Raw genomic sequence first — 22,729 nt, forward strand, 5'->3', positions numbered from 1 at the left:
CCCGGAGGACCGGGCGGCCATTCCTTCCGAGCCCTCGAGGGCAACGCGCCATCAGCCATACCCGGTCCTCCCGGACCGCCTCACATTCTTAGGGAACGGGCCATGAGCGACTACCTGCTGCGGACCGCACGCGTGGACGAGATCCCCGCCGTGCTGGCGTTCTGGGCCGTGGCGGCCGAGGGCACCAGCATCACCGACGACGCGGACGGCGTGACCCGGCTGATCGAACGCGACCCCGAGGCCCTGATCCTCGCCGAACGCGAGGGCGCCATCCTCGGTACCGTCATCGCGGGCCACGACGGCTGGCGCTGCCACCTCTACCGCCTCGCGGTCCACCCGGACGCCCGCCGTCAGGGCATCGGCACCGCCCTGCTCGACGCCGCCCACACCCGCTTCGCCGCCCTCGGCGGCCGCCGCGCCGACGCGATGGTCCTGGAGCACAACGCCCTCGGCCAAGCCGCCTGGCACGCCGCCGGCTACGCCCGCGAGGACCGGTGGCGGCGCTGGACCAAGCCCCTGGGCTGACGCGTCGTCAGGCTCGGAGCGGGCCTTGCGGGACCGTTGCACCGCACGGGAACGACCGGTCGGCCCGCTGCTATGGTGGCCCGATGGCATCCGTTAGGCAGGTTCAGGTCACGTTCGACTGCGCGTCGCCCGAGCGCGTCGCCCGCTTCTGGTGCGAGGTCCTCGGGTACGTCGCCCCGGCTCCTCCGGAGGGCTTCGCCTCCTGGGACGACTTCAACGCCTCGCTGCCGCCGGAGAACCGCGACGCCTGGTTCTCCTGCACCGACCCGTCGGGCGTGGGCCCGCGCCTCTACTTCCAGCGCGTCCCCGAGGGCAAGGTCGTCAAGAACCGCGTCCACCTCGACGTCCGCGCCGGCACCGGACTCGTCGGCGCCGAGCGACTCGCCACCCTCCAGGCCGAAGCCGACCGCCTCATCGCGCTCGGCGCGAGCATCGACCGCATCCTGTACGCCGACGAGGAGAACGAGTCCTGCATCGTGATGCTCGACGTCGAGGGCAACGAGTTCTGCCTCGACTGACCGCCGCCGGTGGAACCTCCCCGGTTCCCTCCCCGCGTCACTTCCCCAGGAGGTGGGCGAAGTCGTTGCCGAGGGTGGCGAGGACGGGGAGGGCACCGAGGTCGGTGATGGCGCCCACGGGGATCGAGTAGCCCTGGTCGGGGACGGGCTCCGCGGCGGCGGCCGAGCCGGCGGGGAGCAGGACGGCGGCGACGAGGGCCAGAGCGGTGAGGGCCTGAGCGGTGAGGGCGGTGCGCATCGGCAGTCCTTGGCAGGGCGAGGCGGTGACGGTCGGTCAACGTCCGCGCGGGCCCGGAGGTGACGGTGTGCCGCCCGTTCGGCGGAGCCCGGTGCCCCCGCGGACAGCAGCTGCGACCCGCTCGGCCCGCCGTCGTCAAGCGAGCCGAGCAGACCTGCCGCGGCGACAGCGTCCGGCTGATGAACGGTCAGCTGTGGGCGGGGCGCCGAGGGTCAGGGGCGCAGCGGCTCCAGGGCCTTGAGGATGCGCGACCAGGCGTCGTCGGCGGCGTGCGGGCGGTAGGTGGCCGGCCGGTCCTCGCAGAGGAAGCCGTGCGGGGTGTCGGGGTAGCTGACGAGTTCGTGGCGGACGCCCGCGGTGGTCAGGCGCCGGCCGATGCGCTCCCACTGCTCGGGCGGGACGACGTGGTCCTGCTCGCCGACCAGGCCGAGGACGGTGGTGCCGTGGGAGGCGAGGGCGGCGGCCCCGGCGGGGGAGAGCGGGGGCTCGGGGTCGGCGAGCGCGATGCCGCCGTCGATGGCCCAGCCGGGGTAGCAGGCGGTGATCACGTCGAGCGGGAGCAGCGTCCCGGCCAGCAGGGCCAGGTGGCCGCCGAGGGAGAAGCCGGCGAAGCCGCGGCCGGGTCCTGCGCCGAGTCCGGTACCCAAGGTGAGGGCGTTGGCGGTGTCGGCGGCCACCTGCTCGGGGGTGAGGGAGCCCAGCAGGTGGAAGCCCTCCTCGCGGCCGCGGTCGTGGTAGCCGAGTTCGGCGCGGGGGCGCACGCGGCCGAAGAAGTCCGGTGCGGCGGCGGCGAATCCGGCGGCGGCCAGGCGGTGGCAGATCCCGCGGACCCAGGCGGTGACGCCGAACAGCTCCATCCCGACCACCACGGTGGCGGCGGGCGGCTGATCGGTGGGCGCGGCGAGGTAGATCTCGGGCCCGTCGGCGGGCTGCGCCCAGCGGGCCGACACGGCGGTGGAGCTCGGAGCGTCCGAACGCGGCACTTCTTCCCCCGTACTGGCAGGGCGCCCCGGCGGGTGGGTCCGGGACGCCGGGTACACGTCAGGCGTCAGGGTACTCCCGCCGGTCGGAGCGTGATCGACTGACGGGGTGTCAGCGGCGGAGGCGGCGGCGAGCGGTGAGCGATGGCAGCGCGGCAGCCGGTGTGACGGCGCGTCAGAACGCCGCGGCGTGGCGGACGGTGAAGGCGGCGGCGTCCCAGGTGCCGCCGAGCGACGGGGCGAGCGAGGCGGCGGCGAGGGTGCGGAAGGCGGTGGCGTCGTGGGCGGCCGCGCCCGCCGGGACGGCGCCGAGCAGCGGGGCACCGGCCACCGCGGGCAGGTCGGCGAGGTTGCAGCGGGCCGCCAGGTCGGGGTCGGCGGGCCAGCTGCCGACCACCACGCCGCGCACCGGCAGACCGCGGTGGCGCAGTGCCTCGGCGGTCAGCGCGGTGGTGTTGAGGGTGCCCAGGCCGGCCGCGGCCACCAGCAGGAACTCCACCGGCACGCCCAGGGCGAGGGTGGCCGCCGCCATGTCGGCGAGGGTGCGGCCCTGCTCGTCGTAGCGGACCAGCAGGCCGCCCGCACCCTCCACCAGGACGGTGCCGTGGCGGTCGGCGAGTGCGGCGACCGTCTCGGCCACCTCGGCCGGGGAGAGCGTGGGCAGGCCGGAGCGGTGCGCCGCGGTGTCCGGGGCCAGCGGCTCCGGGTACCGGACCAGCTCCACCCCGTGCACGGCCGGCCCGGCCAGCCGCAGCACCTCCGCGACGTCCCCCGGCTCGCCCGGCGCCACCCCGGTCTGACCGGGCTTCAGCACCGCGACCGCCCCGGCCGCGAGCGCGGCCACGGCCGCAGTGGTCACGGTCTTGCCGACCTCGGTGCCGGTGCCGGTGACGAACAGGACGGACATGGCTGGTGCTTCCTCGGTTCTCGTGGGGTGAGTGCTGCCTGACGAACATCGGTGACCGGGCGGGGGCTGCCGACACCCCCACTGCGACGGCGTCGGTCAGGCGGAGGCCGCTGCGGCGGCGGCCACCGCCCGGGTGATCGTGGCCAGGTCGTCGTCGGTGGTGATGAACGGCGGCATGGTGTAGATCAGGTCGCGGAAGGGCCGCAGCCAGACGCCGTGGGCGGTCGCGGCGGCGGTCGCGGCGGCCATGTCGACCGGGGCGTCCAGCTGGACCACGCCGATCGCGCCGAGGACGCGGACGTCCCGGACGCCGGGGAGCTCCGCGCAGGGGGCGAGGCCGTCCAGCAGCCCCGCCTCGATGCGTTTGACCTCGGTGCGCCAGTCCTGACGCAGCAACAGGTCGATGGAGGCGTTGGCGACGGCCGTGGCCAGCGGGTTGCCCATGTAGGTCGGGCCGTGGGCCAGCACCGGGACCTCGCCGCGCGAGATGCCGTCGGCCACCCGGGTGGTGCAGAGCGTGGCGGCCAGCGTCAGGTAGCCGCCGGTCAGCGCCTTGCCGAGGCACATCACGTCCGGCGAGACGCCCGCGTGGTCGGCCGCGAAGAGTTCGCCGGTGCGGCCGAAGCCGGTGGCGATCTCGTCGAAGACCAGCAGCACGTCGTGGGCGTCGCACAGCTCGCGCAGCGCCCGCAGGTAGCCGGGGGAGTGGAAGCGCATGCCGCCCGCGCCCTGTACCACCGGCTCGACGATGACCGCGGCCAGCTCGTCGGCGTGGGTCTCGATCAGCTCGGCGAGGTGGGCGAGGTACGCCGCGTCCGGTGCCTCGTCGAAGCCGGCCGGCGGCTCGGCGGCGAACAGCTGACGGGGCAGCACGCCGCCCCACAGGTGGTGCATCCCGCCCTCGGGGTCGCACACCGACATGGGGTGGAAGGTGTCGCCGTGGTAGCCGCCGCGCCAGGTGAGCACCCGGCGCTTGTCCGGCCGGCCGATCGACACCCAGTACTGCAGGCACATCTTCAGCGCCACCTCGACCGACACCGAACCGGAGTCGGCGAGGAACACGTGCTGCAGCGGCTCGGGCGTCAACTCGACCAGCCGGGCCGCGAGTTCGACGGCGGGCTGGTGGGTCAGCCCGCCGAACATGACGTGGCTCATCCGGTCGAGCTGCCCGCGCACCGCCGCGTCCAGCTCGGGGTGCCGGTAGCCGTGGATCGCCGCCCACCAGGACGACATCCCGTCCACCAGTTCCCGGTGCCCGCCGACCGGCTCGGCCAGCCGCAGCCGCACCCCGGCGGCGGACTCCACCACCAGCGGCTGCACGGTGCCGGGCATCGGGCCGTACGGGTGCCAGACGTGGGCCCGGTCCAGTTCGAGCAGCCGGGCCGGGTCCATGGGTGTCGCCGTCATCAGGCGTTCGGGGCCAGCTCGGTGCCGGCGCCGCGGCGGCGGACCCGGACCAGGTCGGTGCGGGCCTCGTCGGACGCCTCGGCGGCGACCGGGGCGAGCTCGGGCGCCTCCTCGGCGTGGCCGCCGCACGGGCCGCAGGCGCCGGTGCCGCAGGAGCCGGAGGCGCAGTCGTGCTCCGCGCCGCCGCCGCAGCCGGAGCTGACGCGGTGTCGGGGCAGGGTGGTCTGGTCGGCGCCCTCGACCTCGAAGCCGGCGTCCCGGATCATGTCGAGGTCGGCCTGGCCGGCCTGGCCCTCGCTGGTCAGGTAGTCGCCGAGGAAGATCGAGTTGGCGATGTGCAGGCCGAGCGGCTGCATCGCGCGCAGGTGGACCTCGCGGCCGCCGGCGATCCGCACCTCGATGTCCGGGCAGACGAAGCGGACCATCGCCAGGATGCGCAGGCAGCGCTGCGGGGTGAGGTTCCACTCCTCGGCCAGCGGGGTGCCCTCGAACGGGATCAGGAAGTTCACCGGCACCGAGTCGGGGTCGAGCTCGCGCAGGGCGAAGACCACGTCGACCAGGTCCGAGTCGCTCTCGCCCATGCCGGCGATCAGGCCCGAGCAGGCCGACAGGCCCGCGCCGTGGGCCTTGGTGACGGTGTCCACCCGGTCCGCGTAGGTGTGGGTGGTGGTGATGTCGCCGTAGGTGCCCTCGGAGGTGTTCAGGTTGTGGTTGTAGGCGTCCGCACCGGCCGCCTTCAGCCGCTCCGCCTGGTTGTCGGAGAGCAGGCCGAGGCACGCGCAGACCTCGACGGTCTCGTCGGCGCCCTTGATCGCGGCGATGGTGTCGGCGACCCGGTCGATGTCACGGTCCGTCGGGCCGCGGCCGCTGGCCACCAGGCAGACCCGCTTCGCGCCGCCGGCGACGCCCGCCGCCGCGGCCTCGGCCGCCTGGTCCGGCTTCAGCCAGGTGTACTTGAGGATCTCCGCCTTCGAGCCGAGACGCTGCGAACAGTAGGAGCAGTCCTCCGGGCACAGCCCGCTCTTCAGGTTGACCAGGTAGTTGAGCTTCACCCGGCGGCCGAACCACTGCCGCCGCACCCGACCGGCGGCCGCGACCACGTCCAGCAACTCGTCGTCGGTGGTGGCCAGGACGGCCAGCGCCTCCTCGCGGGTCGGCAGTTCCCGGCGGAGGCCCTTGGCGGTGAGGGTGTCGAGGAGTTCCATGCGCCTGATCCTGCCTGGGCCGCGACGGCTTGCGCCAGAGGGGACACGCCAGAAGATCGCCGCCGGGATGTGCGAGTTGTCACAGTGTCGGCGCTCACAGTAGCCCCGACCGGATCGACCTGGGCGGCGACCGCCGGCCGCGTTGGTTCCCAGACGTCCGACCCGCCGGACAGACGGTCCGATCAGCTGCTTACAATCTCCGCCATGACCTCGCAGCGGCAGCCGCACACCCTCGCGGCCGAGCACCAGCCACCGGCCGGACACCGGTCCGCGGGCGAGCGCGGGCGCAAGGCCGCCATGTGGAGCATCGTCGCTGCGCTCGCCGCCGGCGGGGTGTGGCTGGTCAGCAAGCCCCACCCGGGCGACGTGCTGCCCGGCCTCGGCCCGACCAGCAACCAGCCGTCCGCCTCCCCGCTCGCCGTGGGGCAGGCCGCTCCGCCGCTGACCGAGGCTCAGTCCTTCAACACCGAGCGGTACTTCCCCGCCCAGCGGGCGATCGAGCTGGACGGCTACCGGGCCCGCCGCACGGCCGGGCGGGACGGCGCCGACTGCCAGGCGATCCAGCTCGACAAGACCCGCGACCTGCTCAAGGACCTGTCCTGCCAGGGCTGGCTCGCCCTCGCCCTCACCCGCACCGACCAGCAGGTGATCAGCAGCGTCGCGGTGCTGCGGTTCGCCGACCCGCGCGCGGCCGGCCGGGCGCTGGAGGCGATCCGGGACAAGGCCGCCGACTTCGAGTTCACCTACCCCGACGGCGTGGGCGCCCCCGCCGCCACGGTCAAGCCGATGACCGCCGCCCGCATCGAGCAGGCCGGCCACTACCTGACCGTCACGCTCTCCCGCTACGCCGACCAGCGCGCCGGGACGGCCCCCGACGCGCTGCTGATCGACTCCACCCGGTCCGCCGCCGCGGCGGCCGGGTCGCCCTTCATGTGGATGTGACGGCCGCTCAGAACCAGTCCGGCGAGGTCTCCGCGGCGGTCCGGTCCAGGCTGTCCAGTAGGTCGAACTGGGCTGCGGTGCGCGGGAGTTCGACGCGGAAGAAGTAGCGCGCGGCCTGCCGCTTGCCGCGGTGGAACGGCTCGTCGGCGGCGCCCAGCGCGAGGTACTGCTCCAGCCAGATCCAGGCCAGCACGGTGTGCCCGACCGCCTCCAGGTAGACCGAGGCGTTCGGCAGCGCCAGCTCCGGGTCGCCGGCCGACCACAATGCCGCCGTGCTGCGGGCGATCCGGTCGCCGGCGGCGACGAGCGCCGCAGCGAAGTCCGCCGCCTCGCCGCCCGCGGCGGTGGCCCGGGCGGCGGTCGCGGCGAAGGACTCCAGCAGCAGCGCCAGCCCCGCGCCGCCGTCCTGGACCGCCTTGCGGCCCAGCAGGTCCAGGCCCTGGATGCCGTGGGTGCCCTCGTGGATCGCGTTCAGCCGGTTGTCCCGGTAGAACTGCTCCACCGGGTAGTCCCGGGTGTAGCCGTAGCCGCCGTGCACCTGGATGGCCAGGTCGTTGGCGGCCAGGCACCACTGCGAGGGCCAGCTCTTGGCGATCGGCGTCAGCACCTCCAACAGCCGCCCGGCGCGGTCGCGTTCGGCCTTCCGCGGGCCGGTGCGCTGCTCGTCGATCAACCGGCTGCAGTACAGGCTGAGCGCCAACGCGCCCTCCACGTAGGCCTTCTGCGCCAGCAGCATGCGGCGGACGTCCGGGTGCTCGATGATCGGCACCTGCGGGGCCTCGGGATCGCGGGCGGTCAGCGGGCGGCCCTGCGGGCGGGTGCGGGCGTAGTCCAGGGCGTGCAGGTAGCCGGTGTAGCCGAGCGCGGTGGCGCCCAGGCCGACGCCGGTACGGGCCTCGTTCATCATGTGGAACATGTAGGCCAGCCCGCGGCCCTCCTCGCCGACCAGTTCGCCGACCGCGCCCGCCGCGCCCTCCGGCGTGCGGGTGCCCTCGCCGAAGTTCAGCACCGTGTTGACGGTGCCCCGGTAGCCCATCTTGTGGTTGAGCCCGGCCAGTGCCACGTCGTTCCGCTCGCCGAGCGAACCCTCCGGCGTGACCAGGTACTTGGGGACGACGAACAGCGACAGCCCCTTCACGCCCGCCGGTGCGCCGGGGGTGCGCGCCAGCACCAGGTGGACGATGTTCTCGGTCAGCTCGTGGTCGCCGCCGGAGATCCACATCTTGGTGCCGAACAGCCGGTACCGGCCGTCCTCCTGCCGCTCCGCCCGGGTGCGCACGTCGGCCAGCGAGGAGCCGGCCTGCGGCTCGGACAGGCACATGGTGCCGAAGAACCGGCCCGCCGCCAGCGGGCGGACGTACGTCTCGACCTGCTGCGGACTGCCGTACGCGGCCAGCAGGTTGGCGTTGGCGACGGTGAGGAACGGGTAGGCGGCGGTGCCGACGTTGGCGGCGTGGAACCAGGCCATGCAGGCGTTGGCGATCACCGTGGGCAGCTGCTGGCCGCCCAGCTGGCGGTCCATCGCGGCGGAGAGCAGCCCGGAGCCGGCGAACACCTCCAGCGCGGCCTTCACCTCCGGGACCAGGTGCACCCGCTCGCCGTCGAAGCGCGGCTCGTTCAGGTCGGCGAGGCGGTTGTGCGGGGCGAAGTGCCGGGTGGCGATCTCCTCGGCCAGCTCCAGCACCGCGTCGAAGGTCTCCCGGTCGTGCTCGGCGTAGCGCTCCCGGGAGGTCAGCGCGGTGGCGTCGAGCCAGTCGTACAGCAGGAAGTCCAGGTCACGGCGGGACAGCAGCAGCGAGGTCATGGCGCACCGTTCGGGGGAGGGGACCGTAGGCGGTGATCCTACTCGCGGGTAGCGCCGGGCGGGAGGAGTGCGACGCCGGGCCCGACCCCCGTGGGGAGGGGTCGGGCCCGGCTGTCGGGGGACGGGTCAGGAGTTGAAGAGCTGCAGCTCGGAGAGCTGGCCGGCGGGCCAGCCGGTGTTGCCGGTGAAGGTCAGCCGCAGGTAACGGGTGCTGGTGGCGGGCAGGTTGACGGTGGCGGTGTTGCCGGTGGCGGGGTCGAAGGTGTAGCCCGCGGAGCCGGTCAGGGTGGTGAAGGTGCTGCCGTCGGTGGAGCCCTGGACGGTGATGGTCTGGGTGCGGGTCGCCCACGCCGAGGGCGGCGGAAGCTTCAGCACGGCCCGGGCGAGCGTTGTGGCGCACCCGAGGTCGACCTGGATCCACTGCGGGAAGGCGTTGTTGGCGCTCTCCCAGTACGAGTTGGCGTCACCGTCGACCGCGTTGCCCGGGCCGTAGGTCTGGCTGGTGCCGGAGGCGGTGGCCGGCTTGCCCTGCGCCAGGTTGCCGCTGCCCGGGTTGCAGGCCGGCGGGGTGCTGGAGGAGGACGGGCTCGGCGACGGCGAGGGCGAGCCGGTCGCGCCGGTGCCCAGGAAGGCCTGCAGCTCGGAGAGCTGGCCGGCGGGCCAGCCGGTGTTGCCGGTGAACGTCAGCCGCAGGTAACGGGTGCTGGTGGCGGGCAGGTTGACGGTGGCGGTGTTGCCGGTGGCGGGGTCGAAGGTGTAGCCGGCGGAGCCGGTCAGGGTGGTGAAGGTGCTGCCGTCGGTGGAGCCCTGGACGGTGATGGTCTGGGTGCGGGTCGCCCACGCCGAGGGCGGCGGGAGCTTCAGCACGGCCTTGGACAGGCTCACCGCGCAGCCCAGGTCGACCTGGATCCACTGCGGGAAGGCGTTGTTGGCGCTCTCCCAGTACGAGTTGGCGTCACCGTCGACCGCGTTCTGCGCCGGGAAGCCGCCGTTGGTGCCGGAGGCGGTGGCGCTCTTGCCCTGCGCGATGTTCCCGGTGCCGCTCGGGCAGACCGGCGGGGTGCTGGTGGACGGGCTCGGCGACGGGGACGGCGAGGACGAGGCCGAGGTGGACGGGGACGGGCTCGGCGAGGGGCTGGAGGTGCCGCCGCCCGCCGGGACGCCGTTGTAGGTCCAGACCGGGGCCGGCCACTGGCCGGTGCAGGTCGAGCCGCTGATCCCGGAGTTGCCGCCGCCGTCGGTGATCTGGAAGCCGGTGCCGACGCAGTTGTGCACCGGGGTGGCCGCCTGGGCGATGTGCTTCGCGGTGACGTTGGTGAACTTCATCTGGGCGTTGGCCTGCGCCTGGATGGCGTAGGTGCCCGCGCCGTCGATGTTCACGTTGGTCATGTTGACGCCTGTGACGCCGCCCTCGATGGTCTGGATCGCCTCGTAGGAGGAGTCCAGGATGTCGGTGTCGGTGACGTTGATGGTCGCGCCGTTGATCGGCTCGTTGAGACCGTCGAACCAGATCGCGCCGACGCCGAACTGCCAGTTGAAGTCGCTGTTGCCGGTGCGGATCAGGGTGTTGCGGGCGGCCGTGATGGTGCCCGCGACGGCCGTGCCGTTGCCGGAGGAGACGCCCGGGTAGCGGTTGGCGATGTGCAGGCCGCCGCCGTTGGTGATGGTGTCCGCCATCACGTTGTCCGAGATGGTGAAGTCCTTGCCGCCGTACGTGACGATGTTGTTGGCGAGGATCGGCAGCACCACGGTGTTGTGGGTGAAGCTGTCGTTGGTGTTCGCCACCCGCTCCGGCCAGGAGGCCAGGCCGTCGTCACCGGTGTTGCGCAGGAAGGTGTTGGTGACGGTCGAGTTGGTGACGCCGGTGTGGAAGTTCACGCCGTCGGCGGTCTGGTCGAGGATGCGGCTGTTCTTGATGGTGAAGTGGTCCATCGGACCGTCCATCCACGCGCCGACCTTGGTGTGCTGGATCCACAGGTCGTCCACCGTGGAGTTCGACATCGCGCCGCCGAGGCCGTTGACCTGGTCGTCGTCGACCCGCTCGCGCACGTCGCCGATGATCGCGAAGTCCTTCAGCGTGACGTTCTGGCTGGGACCGCCGGCCTCCTGCGGCCGGATCGCGCCGCCGTAGCCGCCGCCGGACACGTACTTGCCGTAGATGCCCGCCGCGCGGTTGCGGTTGATCGGGTCGCGGCCGCCGAGCACGCTGTACCAGGGGCCCGCCCCGGCCAGGGTCACCCTGTCGACCACCACGTGGTCGTACAGGGTGAAGTTGCCCTGCGGGATGTAGACCGTCCGGCCTTGCGCCGCACCGGCGTTGACCGCGGACTGGAACTTGGCGGTGGAGTCGGTGGCGCCGGTGGGGTCGGCGCCGAAGTCCGCGACCACGTCGATCGCGTTCGCGGGCTTGGCGATCGGCGGGGCGACGTTCTCGAAGTCCGCCAGGTCGATGGTGAAGGTCGGCGACTGGGCGGTCGAGGAGACCTGCAGCCGGATCTTGGTGCCGGCCGGGTAGCTGCTGCCGAGCAGCGTCCGGGTCTCGTCGAAGAAGTGGTGCGGGTTGCTGTCGCCGGGGTTGTTGTTGAACGGGTAACCGCCGTAGTACCAGCTGTACTTGGAGGTCACCGGGACGCTCTTCAGCTGCTGCCCGTTGACCAGCAGGTCCATCGAGGCGTCCCGGCCCTTGCCGTCGGACGAGTCGGGCAGGCTGTAGCGGAAGTCGATCGCGTTGGCCGCCGCGGTGAGCGTGAACTCGACGTACTGGCCGACCGCGTTCAGCGTCACGGCCTGCCGGCCCGAGGCCTCCGAGACCAGGTGTCCGTAGAGCCGGTCGGGAGCGACCACGGTGCCGTTGGTGGCCGCGTACTCGGCCTCCTGCTCGACGAACGGGACGCCGGCGCCGCGACCCGGCACGCTCAGCGGCGACAGCGCCGGGACGCCCGCGGCGTGCGCCGAACCGGCGTTGACGACCACCGCGGTCATCAGGCCGGCCGCGCCGAGGGCGAGAGCGGTCAGCGAGGCGACGGTCCGCCTGCCATGTGTGGGGGGATTCTGCATGGGTGACCGTGCTTCCTGCAGGGGGGAATGGCCCGGGTGGTGGCCGGGCGTGCCGAGCGTAGGCGCGCGGTGGTACGAAGTCCACGGGTAAGTGCAAAAAATATACAGATTGACGCAAGATCAGCGATTGGATCCCGAGGGAACTCGACCCCACCGCCAGGTCGTGCCGTCGTGCGTACCCCACCTGTTCGGCCTAGTTTCGGAGGAGGGGGAGAGACCCCGAGGTGACGTGATGGTGCTCCTTGCCGCGCCGGTCGCATCGACGATCGCCGCCGACACCGCCCGCTGGAACCAGTTCTTCGCGGACTGGGTCAGGCCGATGGGGGTGGTGGTGATCGTCGCCGCGATCGTGCTGGCCGTGCTGATCGCCTTAAGCGGTCTGCTGACCCGCGTGATGGTCTCCTGCCGCGCTGACGCCTGGAAGTCGAGGTCGATCTGGTGCTGGGCGGCGGTGGGCGGTGCGGCGATGCTCGCGGTCGGCGCCCTCGCCACCGTCTACCCGATGTTCGCCCCGTTCCACGACGCGCTCTGGCTGGTCGTCGCCTTCCCGCTCGGAGTCGTCCTCCCCGGCGTCGTGCTGGTCGCGCTGGCCCACGGTCTGCGGTGGAACCACGGACACTTCACCCGGCCGCGGTTCGTCATGCCGTCGGGCACCGCGCTCGCGCTCGCGCTGCTCTGGACCGGTCTGCTCGCTTACTTCCTGACGGCCGCACACGAAGGCAGGCTGATCGTCGCCGGTGTCGGCCTCGTCGTCCTCGGGGTGACCGCGGTCTCCACCGCCCTCGGCCAGAGCCTGCGCATCCAGGTCGAGGCGCAGGACCCGACCGGCGCGGCCGACCCCGCGGCCTCCGACTACGTGCTCAGCCGGCTGCAGCACCTGAGCACCAAGCCGGTCGACAAGAAACTCGGCATCTCCCGCGCGTCCGAGTTGAGCAAACTGCTCAGCGAGGACCTCAGCGCGATGCCGGCCGGCAACATCGCCGGCGCCGTCGCCAAGATCCTGTACGCCATCCGCCCGGGCCTCACCTGGCGGGCCCGGGTGACCACCGTCGACCGCGACCGGGTCACCGTGACCCTCACCCGCAACGGCATGCACGCCTTCAGCGCCTTGGTCAGCCGCCCCGAACTCGGCCTGCCCGCCATTCCCCCCGACGCCGCCGAGCCCGCCCTCACGGAAGCCACCGACCGGGCCCGCGCGCAACTCCTCACCGGTGCGGCCGCCTGCGTCCTGGTCGGGCTCAGCAAGGGCCACCGGGAGGTGAGCCGTGGACTCTGCGGAGCGAAACAGTGGACGGCCGTCGCCCTCCACGTCATCGCCGCCGACCCCGCCCTGGTCAACGACCCGCCCCTGCAACGCGCACTGCTCAGACAGGCGGTCCACATCCAGCCGGGCTACGGACCGGCACGCTTCGACTACCTGACCGCCCAGTTCGTGGCCACCAGCCAGAAGCCCGAGGACCGGCTCCGCTTCGCCCGACTGCTGGCGCCCCTGATCGCGCTCGCGAAGGACGAGAACGGCGACATCGAGTACGGCTGGGAGGCCGTCTACCTCGAATCGCTGTACAGCCAGATCGCCCTCTGGATCGGCGCCTACCTCGGCGAACACGGCCGGCCCGACCGCAGGAAGATCACCAAGCTGATGGAGAGCGAACCGAAACTGGTCTCCGACGCCGAGGCCGCCACCGCGGAGCTGACGAGGGCCTGCGACGACCTGGACGACCGGTGCGAGCAGGAGAGCAGACGCTTCGACACCGGCGAACTGCGCCGCTACATCGGGGCCATGAAGAAGACCTCCGAGCTCATCGGCGACATCCTCAAGCTGATCCGGGACCAGGAGCGCCACCGCGGGCCGCGGCAGTCGACCTGGAAGTCCCCGGTGCCCGAGCCCGTTCCCTCGCCCGAACTCGCCTACTCCTACGCCCGGTTGGCCGCCCTGATCCGCCACTGCGGACTGCGGCCGGGCGAACTCGGCGAACTCGAGGACCACCTGGCGTTCGCCATCGCCACCGAGAAGGACCGGCGCAACCTCAGGGCCGACCCGTCCTTCGCCGAACTGCTGCGCCGCCGCAAGCTCGAGACGATGGACGTCATCGGCATCGAGGAACGGCTCGGCATGCTCGAACTCCCGCCCTTCGCCCCGTTCGCCGACCGGCTCCGCGCGGCCGGCCTCACCAGCTTCGCCGCACTCATGGCGGGCACCTCCGGCGGCGCCGACCGGCAGGAGCTGGCGAACTACCTCGAGGTCTCGCCGCTGCGCGCCGGCCACCTGATCGGCATCGCCCAACTCTCGAAGCTGCACGAGGACCTGAGCCGGCCGGAGGTGGTGAAGGTGTTCCTCGACGTCGGCGTCACCTGTCTGGCCGACCTGCAGCGCCGGGTGCGCGAGAACGACAGTTGGCTGACCCGCAGGCTGCGGAGGCTGGCCGTCGAGCGGGACCTGAGCGCAGAGCCCGCGTTCGCCCAACCCGCAAGGTGGCACGAAGCCCTGGAGCGATGGTCGCTCCCCTCCGGCCGCGCCGACGGCGCCGTCCGAGCGGACATGGGACCGACGGCCGACCGTTGGGCGTGACGGTGCGTCAGGGGCGCAGGATCAGGCGGATCGGGTCGCCCTGCTTGGTGTGCAGGCGTTCGACGGCCTCGGCGGCGCGTTCGAGGGGGAGGACCTCGCTGATCGAGCGGGAGAAGTCCAGGCGGCCGCCGGCGGCGAGGGCGATGAGCTGCGGGACGGCGTCGTCCTCCGAGCCGTAGTGGCCCAGGAGTTGCTGCTGGAGGTAGCTGAAGCGGATGCTGTCGGCGATGGTCAGCGGCTGGTCCGTCAGGCCGACCAGGACCAGCCGGCCGCGTGCCCCGAGCACCTTCAGGGCCTGCTCGCGGACGGCCGGGACCCCCGCGAAGTCGAACGCGGCGGCCAGGCCGGCCCCGGCGGTGGCCGCGCCGATCTTCGCCCGCAGCTCCGAGTCGGCCGAGTCGAGGGCCAGGTCGGCGCCGAAGGCGAGGGCGCGCTCGCGGGCGGCGGGGGCCGGGTCGACGGCGATGATCGGGTGGGCGCCGATCGCACGCAGCAACTGCACGCCGTGCGCGCCCAGACCGCCGACGCCCCACACCCCGACCGGCTCCCCGGGGCGCACCCGCCCGGTGGTGGTCACCGCGCCCCACGGCGTGGAGACCGCGTCCGGGATGATCGACCCCTGCTCGAACGGGATCGACCCGGGCAGCCGGAACAGCGTGTCGACCCGGGCGAGCGCGTACTCCGCCCAGCCGCCGTCGTAGTCCACCCCGCGGGTCCAGACCGCCGCGCCGCGCTTCTCACCGGCCTGCAGCACCACCCGGTCGCCGACCTGCCAGCTGTCCGCGTCCGGTCCCGACTCGGCGACGGTGCCCGCGACTTCGTGGCCCAGCGTGACGCTCTCGGTGGGCAGGTACAGCGGGGTGAGCGAGCCGTCGACGAGGTGGACGTCCGACAGGCAGACGCCCGCCGCCTCGACCTTCACCAGGACCTGGCCGGGCCCGGGGACCGGGCGCGGCACCTCCTCCACGGTCAACTTCCGGGTGGGGACGTGCAGTCGGACGGCGCGCATCACGGCCATGGCGGTCTCCTTCGGGGGCTATCGCAAGGCGACTTGCGTTGTCGAGGCTACGTCGCGCCCCGGAGCAACGCAAGGACGCCTGCGTTAGGCTGCGACGGTGCCCAAGGAGAAGCCGGAGACCGCGCCCCCCGCCCCGCTGCGGCGCCGCGGCGCGGCGATGCGGCAGGCCGTGCTGGCGGCGACCGTGCAGCTGCTAGCGGAGGGCGGCCTGGAGGCGGCGACGGTGGCGGCGGTCGCGGCGGCGGCCGGGGTGCACGAGACGTCCGTCTACCGGAACTGGGGCAGCCGGGAGCAGCTGCTGCGCGAGGCGCTGGCCGACTACAGCGACCAGGCGATGCCGCTGCCCGACACCGGGAACCTTCGCGAGGACCTGCGCCGCCTGCTCGCCGCGCTGGCCGCGTCGCTGGCCACCCCCGAGGGCCCGGCCCTGCTGCACCTCAGCCTCGCGCCGCAGACCCTCGAGACCCGGCAGAGCCGCGACGCCTACTGGGCCGACCGGCTGGAACGCGCCGAACTGCTGATCCGCCGCGCCGCCGACCGCGGCGAGATCCGCCCCGACTCGGAGCCCCGCGCCGCCGTCGAGGCCCTGATGAGCCCGCTCTTCGCCCGCCACCTCCTGCTCGGCGAGCCCGTCACCCCGCAGTTCCTGGACGCCCTGGTCGCCCTCGTGGTGGACGGCCTCGCCCCGCGCTGACCCGCCGGAAACTCATCTGACGTCCCGTCACCCGAACGCTACGGTGGCCTGATGGCGACTCAGGTGATCGTGCTCAACGGCACGTCCAGCTCGGGCAAGAGCAGCATCGTGCGCTGCCTGCAGGCGATACTGCCGCACCCCTGGCTGGCGTTCGCGATCGACGGCCTGATCGAGGCGATGCCCGCCTCCCTGCGGCACTCGGACGCGGGCATCGCCCTGCGGCCCGACGGGGCGGTCGAGATCGGCGCCGCCTTCCGCGAACTGGAGGCCGCCTGGATGGCCGGCGTCGCCGCCACCGCCCGGGCCGGCGCCCGGATCGTCATCGACGACGTCTTCCTCTCCGGTGCCGGCTCCCAGCAGTCCTGGGAGGCCGTGCTCGGCGGGCTCGACGTGCTGTGGGTGGGCGTGCGCTGCCCGGCCGACGTCGTCGCGGGGCGCGAACTCGCCCGCGGCGACCGCACCCCGGGCACCGCCGCCGCGCAGGCGGAGGCCGTGCACCGCGGCGTCCGCTACGACCTGGAGGTGGACACCGCCCGCCACGAGTCGCTCGACTGCGCCCGCACCATCGCCGCCCGGGTGCGCTGAAGGACCGTCAGTGCGCGCCCACCGAGGTGACCTTGACGACGGCGCGGCCCTCCTCGTCGGAGCCGTACAGGTCGACCTCGGCGGAGATGCCCCAGTCGTGGTCGCCGTTCGGGTCGTCGAAGATCTGGCGCAGGCGCCACAGGCCCTCGTCCTCGACCTCCTCGATGAGCAGCATCTTCGGGCCGCGCGCGTTCGGACCGGTGAAGAGGTCGTCGTACTCCTCCCAGTAGCCGTCCATCGCGTCGGCCCACCGGTCGGCGTTCCAGCCGTCCTCGCCGTCGAGCTCGCCCAGCGCGTCGTAGTGCTCCAGCGCGCAGAGCTCCACCCGGCGGAACAGCTCGTTGCGGACCAGCACCCGGAACGCCCGCGCGTTGGCGGTGACCGGCGCCGGCTTGTCGTCCAGACGGACCTCCGCGGCCTCCGGCTCGGTCGGGTTGGCGAGCGCCTCCCACTCGTCGAGCAGCGAGGAGTCGACCTGCCGGACCAGCTCGCCGAGCCAGGCGATCACGTCCTTCAGGTCGTCGGTCTTGATGTCCTCGGGGACGGTCTGCTCCAGCGCCTTGAACGCGCTCGCCAGGTACCGCAGCACGATGCCCTCGGTGCGCGCCAGGTCGTAGAAGCCCACGTAGTCGGTGAAGGTCATCGCGCGCTCGTACAGGTCGCGGACCACCGACTTGGGCTGCAGCGGGTGGTCGCCGATCCACGGGTGCGCCCGGCGGTAGACCTCGTACGCGTAGCCGAGCTGCTCCTCCAGCGGCTTCGGGTAGGTGATCTCCTGGAGCCGGTTCATCCGCTCCTCGTACTCGATCCCGTCGCGCTTCATCTCCGCGACGGCCTCGCCGCGGGCCTTGTTCTCCTGCGAGGCGAGGATCTGCCGCGGGTCGTCCAGGGTCGCCTCGACCACCGAGACCACGTCCAGCGCGTACGACGGCGACTCCGGGTCGAGCAGGTCGAAGGCGGCCAGCGCGAAGGTCGACAGCGGCTGGTTGAGCGCGAAGTTCTCCTGCAGGTCCAGGGTCAGGCGGACGGTGCGGCCCTCGGCGTCCGGCTCCGGCAGCCGCTCCACCACGCCGCCCTCCAGCAGCGAACGGTAGATGGCGATCGCCGCGCGGATGTGCCGGCGCTGCGCCGGACGGTCCTCGTGGTTGTCGGTCAGCAGCTTGCGCATCGCCTCGAACGGGTTGCCCGGGCGGCCGATGACGGAGAGCAGCATCGCGTGGCTGACCTTGAAACGGGAGACCAGCGGCTCCGGGTCGGCCGCGATCAGCCGCTCGAACGTTTCCTCGCTCCAGCCGACGAAGCCCTCCGGAGCCTTCTTGCGGACCACCTTCTTGCGCTTCTTCGGGTCGTCCCCGGCCTTGGCCAGCGCCCGGTCGTTCTCCACCACGTGCTCCGGCGCCTGCGCCACCACCTGGCCGACGGTGTCGAACCCGGCCCGGCCCGCGCGCCCGGCGATCTGGTGGAACTCGCGGGCCCGCAGGATCCGCACCCGCTGCCCGTCGTACTTGGACAGCGCGGTGAACAGCACCGTGCGGATCGGCACGTTGACGCCGACGCCCAGGGTGTCGGTGCCGCAGATCACCTTCAGCAGGCCGGCCTGCGCGAGGCGCTCCACCAGGCGGCGGTACTTGGGCAGCATGCCGGCGTGGTGCACGCCGATGCCGTGCCGCACGTACCGGGAGAGGTTGCGGCCGAACTTGGTGGTGAAGCGGAAGTTGCCGATCAGCTGGGCGATGGCGTCCTTCTCCTGCTTCGAGCACATGTTGATGCTCATCAGGGACTGCGCCCGCTCGACGGCCTCCTTCTGCGTGAAGTGCACCACGTACACCGGCGCCTGACCGGTGTTCAGCAGCTCCTCCAGGGTGTCGTGCAGCGAGGTGCGGCGGTACTCGTAGAACAGCGGCACCGGGCGGGTCGCCGAGCGCACCACGGTGGTGGGGCGGCCGGTGCGGCGGGTCAGGTCCTCCTCGAAGCGGCGGACGTCGCCCAGGGTCGCCGACATCAGCAGGAACTGCGCCTGCGGGAGCTCCAGCAGCGGGATCTGCCAGGCCCAGCCGCGGTCCGGCTCGGCGTAGAAGTGGAACTCGTCCATGACGACCTGTCCGATGTCGGCCCGCGGGCCGTCGTGCAGGGCGATCTGGGCGAGCACCTCGGCGGTGCAGCAGATGATCGGCGCGCTCGGGTTGACCGAGGCGTCGCCGGTCATCATGCCGACCTGCTCGGTGCCGAAGATCTTGCACAGGTCGAAGAACTTCTCCGACACCAGCGCCTTGATCGGCGCGGTGTAGAAGGTGCGCTTGCCCTCGGCCAGCGCGGCGAAGTGCGCGCCCGCCGCGACCAGGGACTTCCCGGAGCCGGTCGGCGTCGCCAGGATCACGTTGTTCCCGGAGACCAGCTCGATCAGCGCCTCCTCCTGGGCGGGGTAGAGGGTGATACCGCGCTCCATCGCCCACTCGGCGAAGGTCTCGAACAGCGAGTCGGGCGTGGCGGGCTTCGGCATCAGGTCCAGGAGGGTCACCAGGCTATCTTGCCTGGCCGGTAACGCCAGGGGCAAAGCTCGGGCGCGTACCGGTGGGCGCGGCCCGGCTACGGGCAGGTGACCACCTGGCCGGCCCAGGACAGGCCGCCGCCGAACGCGAAGAGCAACACCCGGGCGCCGGAGGGGAGTTCGCCGCGTTCCACCAGCTTGGCCAGGGCCAGCGGGACGGAGGCCGCCGAGGTGTTGCCGGAGTCCACCACGTCCCGGGCGATCACCGCGGTCTCCGGCAGCCCGAGCCGGCGCACCAGCGCCTCGATGATCCGCAGGTTCGCCTGGTGGGTGACCACGCCGTCCAGCTCGGCCGGCTCCAACCCGGCCGCCCGGCAGGCCTGCACGGCGAGCTCCGGCAGCTCGGTGGTGGCCCAGCGGAACACCGCCTGCCCGTCCTGCTCGAACGTCGGGTGCCAGGCGTCCAGCAGCCGCACCGCGCTCGCCCGGGTCGGGTCCGAGCCCCACACCACCGGGCCGATCCCCGCGGCCGCGCCCGGCGCCGCCGACAGCACCGCCGCGCCCGCGCCGTCGCCGAGCAGGACGCAGGTGCGACGGTCGGTCCAGTCGGTGACGTCCGACATCTTCTCCGCGCCGATCACCAGCGCGTGCCGGGCGGCCCCCGCGCGCAGCGCGTGGTCGGCCGTCGCCAGCGCGGTGCAGAACCCCGCGCAGCCGTTGTTGAGGTCGAAGGCCACCGCGTTCGGGATCCCCAGCCGCCCCGCCACCTGCGCCGCGATCGACGGGCACCGGTCCTGTGCGCTGCAGGTCGCCACCGTGACCAGCCCGATCTCCCCCGGCTCCAGCCCCGCCGCCGCCAGCGCCTTCGCCGCCGCGGAGGCGGCCAGATCCGTCACCGACTCGTCCGGCGCCGCGATCCGCCGGGTGGCGATGCCGGTCCGCCGCCGGATCCACTCGTCGTTGGTCTCCACCATCGCCGCCAGGTCGTCGTTGGTGAGCACCCGCTCCGGCTGGTGGTGGCCAAGGGCACTGATCCGAGTTCCGAACACGACGGCATCCCTCCTCAGGGCCGCCCCCGGGGCCGCCCACCGCTCTGGTGCCGTGGAATATAGCAACCGACCGATCGGATGCTAATTGTCGGCCCACCCCTCGGACGGCCCACCCCTCGGACGGCTCACCTCCGCCGAAACAAGCCGGGCGCGTGGTGGAAACGTTCGGCGAGGAGGATCGGCGGGCTGACGGGGGAGCCGGGGTGCCTAGGATGGGGCGCTCGGAGTGCATGGAGAGCGAGGTGGGTCGATGAGCCCGCGCAGGACGGTGGCCGAGGCGCGGCGGACCCGGGCGCGGATCGTCGACCGGAGCGTGGCGCTGGCGTCGGTGGACGGGCTGGAAGGGCTCACCATCGGGCGGCTCGCGACGGACCTGGGGCTGAGCAAGGCCGGCGTGCTGGGGCACTTCGGCACCAAGGAGGGCCTGCAACTCGCCACGCTGGAGCGGGCGGCGACGCTGTTCGAGGAACTCGTGTGGGAGCCCGCCGCGGCGGTCGCGCCGGGGGAGCGGCGGCTGCGCGCCGTGTGCGAGGCGTGGATCCGGTACCTGGAGCACGCCCGGGAGGTGTTCCCGGGCGGGTGCCTGTTCACCACCGCGGCGGTCGAGTTCGACGCCCACGACGGCCCGGTGCGCACCGCGGTGGCCCGGCTGCTGCTGGTGTGGCGCCGCCGCCTGGCGGCCGAGGTGCGGACGGCCGTGAGCGCCGGCGAACTCGCGCCTGGAACCGACCCCGAGCAGCTGGTGTACGAGCTGACGGGGATGTACCTGGCGCTCAACCAGTCCCTGCAGCTGCTGCGCGACCCTGCGGCCGCCGACCGCACCCGCCGGGCGCTGGACCGTCTGCTGACGGTCCGTTAGCCCGGCGGGTGCGGTCGGCGGGGCCGGTCAGGAGAAGGCGAACCAGTTGAGGTTGACGAAGTCCGCGGGCTGGCCGGAGTCGAAGGTCAGGTAGACGTCCCGGACGCCGGTGATCCGGGAGAGGTCCGCGGGGACGGTGCGCCAGGTCTGCCAGCCGCCGGTGTTGCCGACCGCGAAGCCGCCGACGGGGGTCGCGGTGGGGCTGCCGAGGCGGACCTGGACCAGGCCGCTGACCCCGGCCGCCGCGCCGGAGGCGACCCGGGCGTCGATCCGGGTGGCGCCGGTGGAGCCGAAGTCGAGGCTGTAGCGCAGCCAGTCGCCGTTGGCGAGCCAGCCGACGTCCGAGCCGCCGCCGGTGTCGGAGCACGCCTCGGTCTGGGTGCCGGACTGGGCTCGGTAGGACTCGGCCTGGATGGTCCCGAAGGCGCTCACTGTCCCGCCGGTGGCGGTGGCACTCGGCGAGGGCGAGGAGGTGCCGCCGCCCGCCAGGCCGCCGACGGTGATCACGAAGCGGCTCGGGCTGCCGTGCTGCACCTTGCCCTCGAAGTCGACCCCGGCCGGGTGGACGTCGTCGTACGGGAACGCGTAGCCGAGCCCGTCTGGCGTGGTGGAGTGCAGGATCCGTGCGTAGTGGTTGGTGCGCGGCTTGGCGTAGAACGCGGCGGGGTTCTCGCCGGTCGGCTGATTGGCGTCGTCCAGCAGCGTGGTGCGGTTGAAGGCGGCGGCCAGCCGGGCGCTGATGTTGCCCATCAGGTCGTTGCCGGTGGCGAACGGCGCGTCGCTGCAGGAGAAGATCGCCGCGGTCGAGGGCTTGGTGAAGCTGCCGACGCCGGGGAAGGACAGCGTGCTTCCGCTGACCCGCCCGGTGACGACGCCCCAGGTGTACTGGGTGTCGATCTTCAGGTCGGTGCCGGTGTACTTGGACCACACCTGGTCGACGTAGGAGTCGAAGTACCCGGGGAACAGCGCGCCGTTGCCGCGGATCGCCAGGTTGGGGCTGAGCACCCGCAGGTCGGAGCCGCCGGAGGTGACGATCAGCTTGCTCCAGTCGCTGCCGTCGGCGGCGGACTGCGCGCGCAGTGCGGCCGCCACCCGGGCCAGGCCGTCGGAGGGCAGGCCGCGCACGGTCTGGGTGCCCTGCGGGGTCTCCAGCTGGAACGCGATCGGCAGGCAGACCATGTCGACGAAGGTGATGTTCGCGAACAACTGGTCGTTGTTGAACGTGAATTCGCAGAAGTCGTGGCGGACGTTCGCGTTCGCGTCGCTGGGGTTGAGCACCGAGGGCATCGCCAGGCCGCCGCCGCGGTTCATCAGGAAGGTGAGCTTGGCGCCGACCGAGAAGTAGATCCGGCCGCTGTCCAGGTGGGGCAGGGTGACCCGGCGCGGGGCGGCGCCGGAGGCGTTCAGCGGGATCGCGCAGTCCACGCCGAGCGGCGTCTGGTCGTTGGCGGGGTTCGGCGGGTGGTAGAGGCTCGAGCCGTCGGTCTGCACGAAGGTCCAACTGCCGCCCGCCGCCGGGTCGCGGCCGACCACGTAGGCGTAGACGGTGTTGCTGCCGGTGGTGTTGGCGAGGTCCAGCGCCAGGGTGGCGGGGGTCTGGGCGTCGGCGTTGGCGCTGAGCAGGGTGGCGGCGGTGGGCAGCGCGAGGGCGGCGCCCGCCGCGGCGAGCAGGGTCCGGCGGGAGATCGGCCTGCGGTGCGCGGCGGGGCGGGGGACCGGTGCGCGGTCGGATGCGGTCATGGCGTGGGGGTGTCCGTTCTGCGCGGGTGGAGCCGCGGGTGGAGCCGCGGTGAACTGGCAAGGGGCACAGGGAGGATGCCGCGAGGGTGCGCGGCCGGCCGGGGGGTCGTGGACGGCCGGCCGCGCGGGGAAGGGGCTGGAGGG

18 protein-coding genes are annotated in these 22,729 nt (G+C 73.0%); 7 read left to right on the top strand and 11 right to left on the bottom strand.

Going from position 1 to position 22,729, the window contains the following annotated elements:
* The first annotated feature begins 102 nt into the window (after positions 1 to 102).
* Together AB0K51_RS31155 and AB0K51_RS31160 are read left to right on the top strand one after the other, a co-directional pair.
* Entirely contained in the window at positions 103 to 525 is a 423-nt protein-coding gene (locus tag AB0K51_RS31155) for a GNAT family N-acetyltransferase (RefSeq protein ID WP_363460981.1), read from the top strand.
* 83 nt (positions 526 to 608) lie between these two features.
* Positions 609 to 1,043, top strand: a complete 435-nt coding sequence (locus AB0K51_RS31160; RefSeq protein ID WP_363460983.1) for a VOC family protein — start codon at positions 609 to 611, stop codon at positions 1,041 to 1,043.
* 37 nt (positions 1,044 to 1,080) lie between these two features.
* On the opposite strand, the gene AB0K51_RS31165 is transcribed toward AB0K51_RS31160, so the two are convergent.
* The 5 genes from AB0K51_RS31165 to bioB form a co-directional block, all read right to left on the bottom strand.
* Complete coding sequence (locus AB0K51_RS31165) at positions 1,081 to 1,281, bottom strand: hypothetical protein (RefSeq protein ID WP_363460985.1); 201 nt, start codon at positions 1,279 to 1,281, stop codon at positions 1,081 to 1,083.
* Between the two features lie 212 nt (positions 1,282 to 1,493).
* Positions 1,494 to 2,264, bottom strand: a complete 771-nt coding sequence (locus AB0K51_RS31170) for a dienelactone hydrolase family protein (protein ID WP_363460987.1) — start codon at positions 2,262 to 2,264, stop codon at positions 1,494 to 1,496.
* Positions 2,265 to 2,436: 172 nt separating this feature from the next.
* Positions 2,437 to 3,168 carry a dethiobiotin synthase gene (gene bioD, locus AB0K51_RS31175; protein ID WP_363460989.1) on the bottom strand — a complete coding sequence of 244 codons (732 nt, stop codon included), beginning with the start codon at positions 3,166 to 3,168 and terminating at the stop codon, positions 2,437 to 2,439.
* A 96-nt stretch (positions 3,169 to 3,264) separates the two neighbouring features.
* On the bottom strand, positions 3,265 to 4,575 hold the full coding sequence (locus tag AB0K51_RS31180; protein WP_363460991.1) for an adenosylmethionine--8-amino-7-oxononanoate transaminase: 1,311 nt from the start codon (positions 4,573 to 4,575) through the stop codon (positions 3,265 to 3,267).
* Positions 4,575 to 5,780: a biotin synthase BioB gene (bioB, locus tag AB0K51_RS31185; RefSeq protein ID WP_363460994.1), complete on the bottom strand. Its 1,206-nt coding sequence runs from the start codon at positions 5,778 to 5,780 to the stop codon at positions 4,575 to 4,577. Before bioB ends, AB0K51_RS31180 begins: the two co-directional genes overlap by 1 nt.
* Before the next feature lie 204 nt (positions 5,781 to 5,984).
* On the opposite strand from bioB, the gene AB0K51_RS31190 reads away from it, so the two are divergent.
* Positions 5,985 to 6,722 carry a hypothetical protein gene (locus tag AB0K51_RS31190; protein ID WP_363460996.1) on the top strand — a complete coding sequence of 246 codons (738 nt, stop codon included), beginning with the start codon at positions 5,985 to 5,987 and terminating at the stop codon, positions 6,720 to 6,722.
* Between the two features lie 7 nt (positions 6,723 to 6,729).
* On the opposite strand, the gene AB0K51_RS31195 is transcribed toward AB0K51_RS31190, so the two are convergent.
* Together AB0K51_RS31195 and AB0K51_RS31200 are read right to left on the bottom strand one after the other, a co-directional pair.
* On the bottom strand, positions 6,730 to 8,526 hold the full coding sequence (locus AB0K51_RS31195) for an acyl-CoA dehydrogenase (RefSeq protein ID WP_363460998.1): 1,797 nt from the start codon (positions 8,524 to 8,526) through the stop codon (positions 6,730 to 6,732).
* Between the two features lie 126 nt (positions 8,527 to 8,652).
* On the bottom strand, positions 8,653 to 11,583 hold the full coding sequence (locus tag AB0K51_RS31200) for a discoidin domain-containing protein (protein WP_363461000.1): 2,931 nt from the start codon (positions 11,581 to 11,583) through the stop codon (positions 8,653 to 8,655).
* A gap of 232 nt (positions 11,584 to 11,815) precedes the next feature.
* On the opposite strand from AB0K51_RS31200, the gene AB0K51_RS31205 reads away from it, so the two are divergent.
* The gene (locus tag AB0K51_RS31205) at positions 11,816 to 14,152 is read left to right on the top strand and encodes a hypothetical protein (RefSeq protein WP_363461002.1); all 2,337 of its coding nucleotides are present in this window, start codon (positions 11,816 to 11,818) and stop codon (positions 14,150 to 14,152) included.
* Positions 14,153 to 14,159: 7 nt separating this feature from the next.
* Here AB0K51_RS31205 and AB0K51_RS31210 read toward each other — a convergent pair whose 3' ends face one another.
* On the bottom strand, positions 14,160 to 15,170 hold the full coding sequence (locus AB0K51_RS31210; RefSeq protein WP_363461004.1) for a zinc-binding dehydrogenase: 1,011 nt from the start codon (positions 15,168 to 15,170) through the stop codon (positions 14,160 to 14,162).
* Between the two features lie 97 nt (positions 15,171 to 15,267).
* Here AB0K51_RS31210 and AB0K51_RS31215 point away from each other — a divergent pair, with 97 nt between their 5' ends.
* On the top strand, positions 15,268 to 15,864 hold the full coding sequence (locus AB0K51_RS31215) for a TetR-like C-terminal domain-containing protein (protein WP_363461006.1): 597 nt from the start codon (positions 15,268 to 15,270) through the stop codon (positions 15,862 to 15,864).
* Between the two features lie 51 nt (positions 15,865 to 15,915).
* Positions 15,916 to 16,449 (top strand): chloramphenicol phosphotransferase CPT, encoded by a 534-nt coding sequence (cpt, locus tag AB0K51_RS31220; RefSeq protein WP_363461008.1) that lies wholly within the window; start codon positions 15,916 to 15,918, stop codon positions 16,447 to 16,449.
* A gap of 7 nt (positions 16,450 to 16,456) precedes the next feature.
* On the opposite strand, the gene AB0K51_RS31225 is transcribed toward cpt, so the two are convergent.
* A complete protein-coding gene (locus AB0K51_RS31225; RefSeq protein WP_363461010.1) occupies positions 16,457 to 18,967 on the bottom strand; it encodes a DUF3516 domain-containing protein in 2,511 nt (836 codons plus the stop codon).
* 68 nt (positions 18,968 to 19,035) lie between these two features.
* Positions 19,036 to 19,986: a beta-ketoacyl-ACP synthase III gene (locus AB0K51_RS31230; protein ID WP_363461012.1), complete on the bottom strand. Its 951-nt coding sequence runs from the start codon at positions 19,984 to 19,986 to the stop codon at positions 19,036 to 19,038.
* A gap of 250 nt (positions 19,987 to 20,236) precedes the next feature.
* Here AB0K51_RS31230 and AB0K51_RS31235 point away from each other — a divergent pair, with 250 nt between their 5' ends.
* Positions 20,237 to 20,845, top strand: a complete 609-nt coding sequence (locus AB0K51_RS31235; RefSeq protein ID WP_363461014.1) for a TetR/AcrR family transcriptional regulator — start codon at positions 20,237 to 20,239, stop codon at positions 20,843 to 20,845.
* Between the two features lie 27 nt (positions 20,846 to 20,872).
* Here AB0K51_RS31235 and AB0K51_RS31240 read toward each other — a convergent pair whose 3' ends face one another.
* The gene (locus AB0K51_RS31240) at positions 20,873 to 22,585 is read right to left on the bottom strand and encodes a beta-1,3-glucanase family protein (protein ID WP_363461016.1); all 1,713 of its coding nucleotides are present in this window, start codon (positions 22,583 to 22,585) and stop codon (positions 20,873 to 20,875) included.
* Positions 22,586 to 22,729: the final 144 nt, after the last annotated feature.

It is taken from the genome of Kitasatospora sp. NPDC049285, assembly GCF_040678815.1.
Taxonomy (GTDB): Bacteria; Actinomycetota; Actinomycetes; order Streptomycetales; family Streptomycetaceae; genus Kitasatospora.

What these genes read in the sequence shown, in the direction of transcription:
- AB0K51_RS31155 (WP_363460981.1), top strand. Translation starts at nt 103, where the DNA reads ATGAGCGACTACCTGCTGCGGACCGCACGCGTGGACGAGATCCCCGCC.
- bioB (WP_363460994.1), bottom strand. Translation starts at nt 5,780, where the DNA reads ATGGAACTCCTCGACACCCTCACCGCCAAGGGCCTCCGCCGGGAACTG.
- cpt (WP_363461008.1), top strand. Translation starts at nt 15,916, where the DNA reads ATGGCGACTCAGGTGATCGTGCTCAACGGCACGTCCAGCTCGGGCAAG.
- AB0K51_RS31195 (WP_363460998.1), bottom strand. Translation starts at nt 8,526, where the DNA reads ATGACCTCGCTGCTGCTGTCCCGCCGTGACCTGGACTTCCTGCTGTAC.
- AB0K51_RS31205 (WP_363461002.1), top strand. Translation starts at nt 11,816, where the DNA reads ATGGTGCTCCTTGCCGCGCCGGTCGCATCGACGATCGCCGCCGACACC.
- AB0K51_RS31235 (WP_363461014.1), top strand. Translation starts at nt 20,237, where the DNA reads ATGAGCCCGCGCAGGACGGTGGCCGAGGCGCGGCGGACCCGGGCGCGG.
- AB0K51_RS31180 (WP_363460991.1), bottom strand. Translation starts at nt 4,575, where the DNA reads ATGACGGCGACACCCATGGACCCGGCCCGGCTGCTCGAACTGGACCGG.
- bioD (WP_363460989.1), bottom strand. Translation starts at nt 3,168, where the DNA reads ATGTCCGTCCTGTTCGTCACCGGCACCGGCACCGAGGTCGGCAAGACC.
- AB0K51_RS31240 (WP_363461016.1), bottom strand. Translation starts at nt 22,585, where the DNA reads ATGACCGCATCCGACCGCGCACCGGTCCCCCGCCCCGCCGCGCACCGC.
- AB0K51_RS31210 (WP_363461004.1), bottom strand. Translation starts at nt 15,170, where the DNA reads ATGGCCGTGATGCGCGCCGTCCGACTGCACGTCCCCACCCGGAAGTTG.
- AB0K51_RS31165 (WP_363460985.1), bottom strand. Translation starts at nt 1,281, where the DNA reads ATGCGCACCGCCCTCACCGCTCAGGCCCTCACCGCTCTGGCCCTCGTC.
- AB0K51_RS31190 (WP_363460996.1), top strand. Translation starts at nt 5,985, where the DNA reads ATGACCTCGCAGCGGCAGCCGCACACCCTCGCGGCCGAGCACCAGCCA.
- AB0K51_RS31160 (WP_363460983.1), top strand. Translation starts at nt 609, where the DNA reads ATGGCATCCGTTAGGCAGGTTCAGGTCACGTTCGACTGCGCGTCGCCC.
- AB0K51_RS31200 (WP_363461000.1), bottom strand. Translation starts at nt 11,583, where the DNA reads ATGCAGAATCCCCCCACACATGGCAGGCGGACCGTCGCCTCGCTGACC.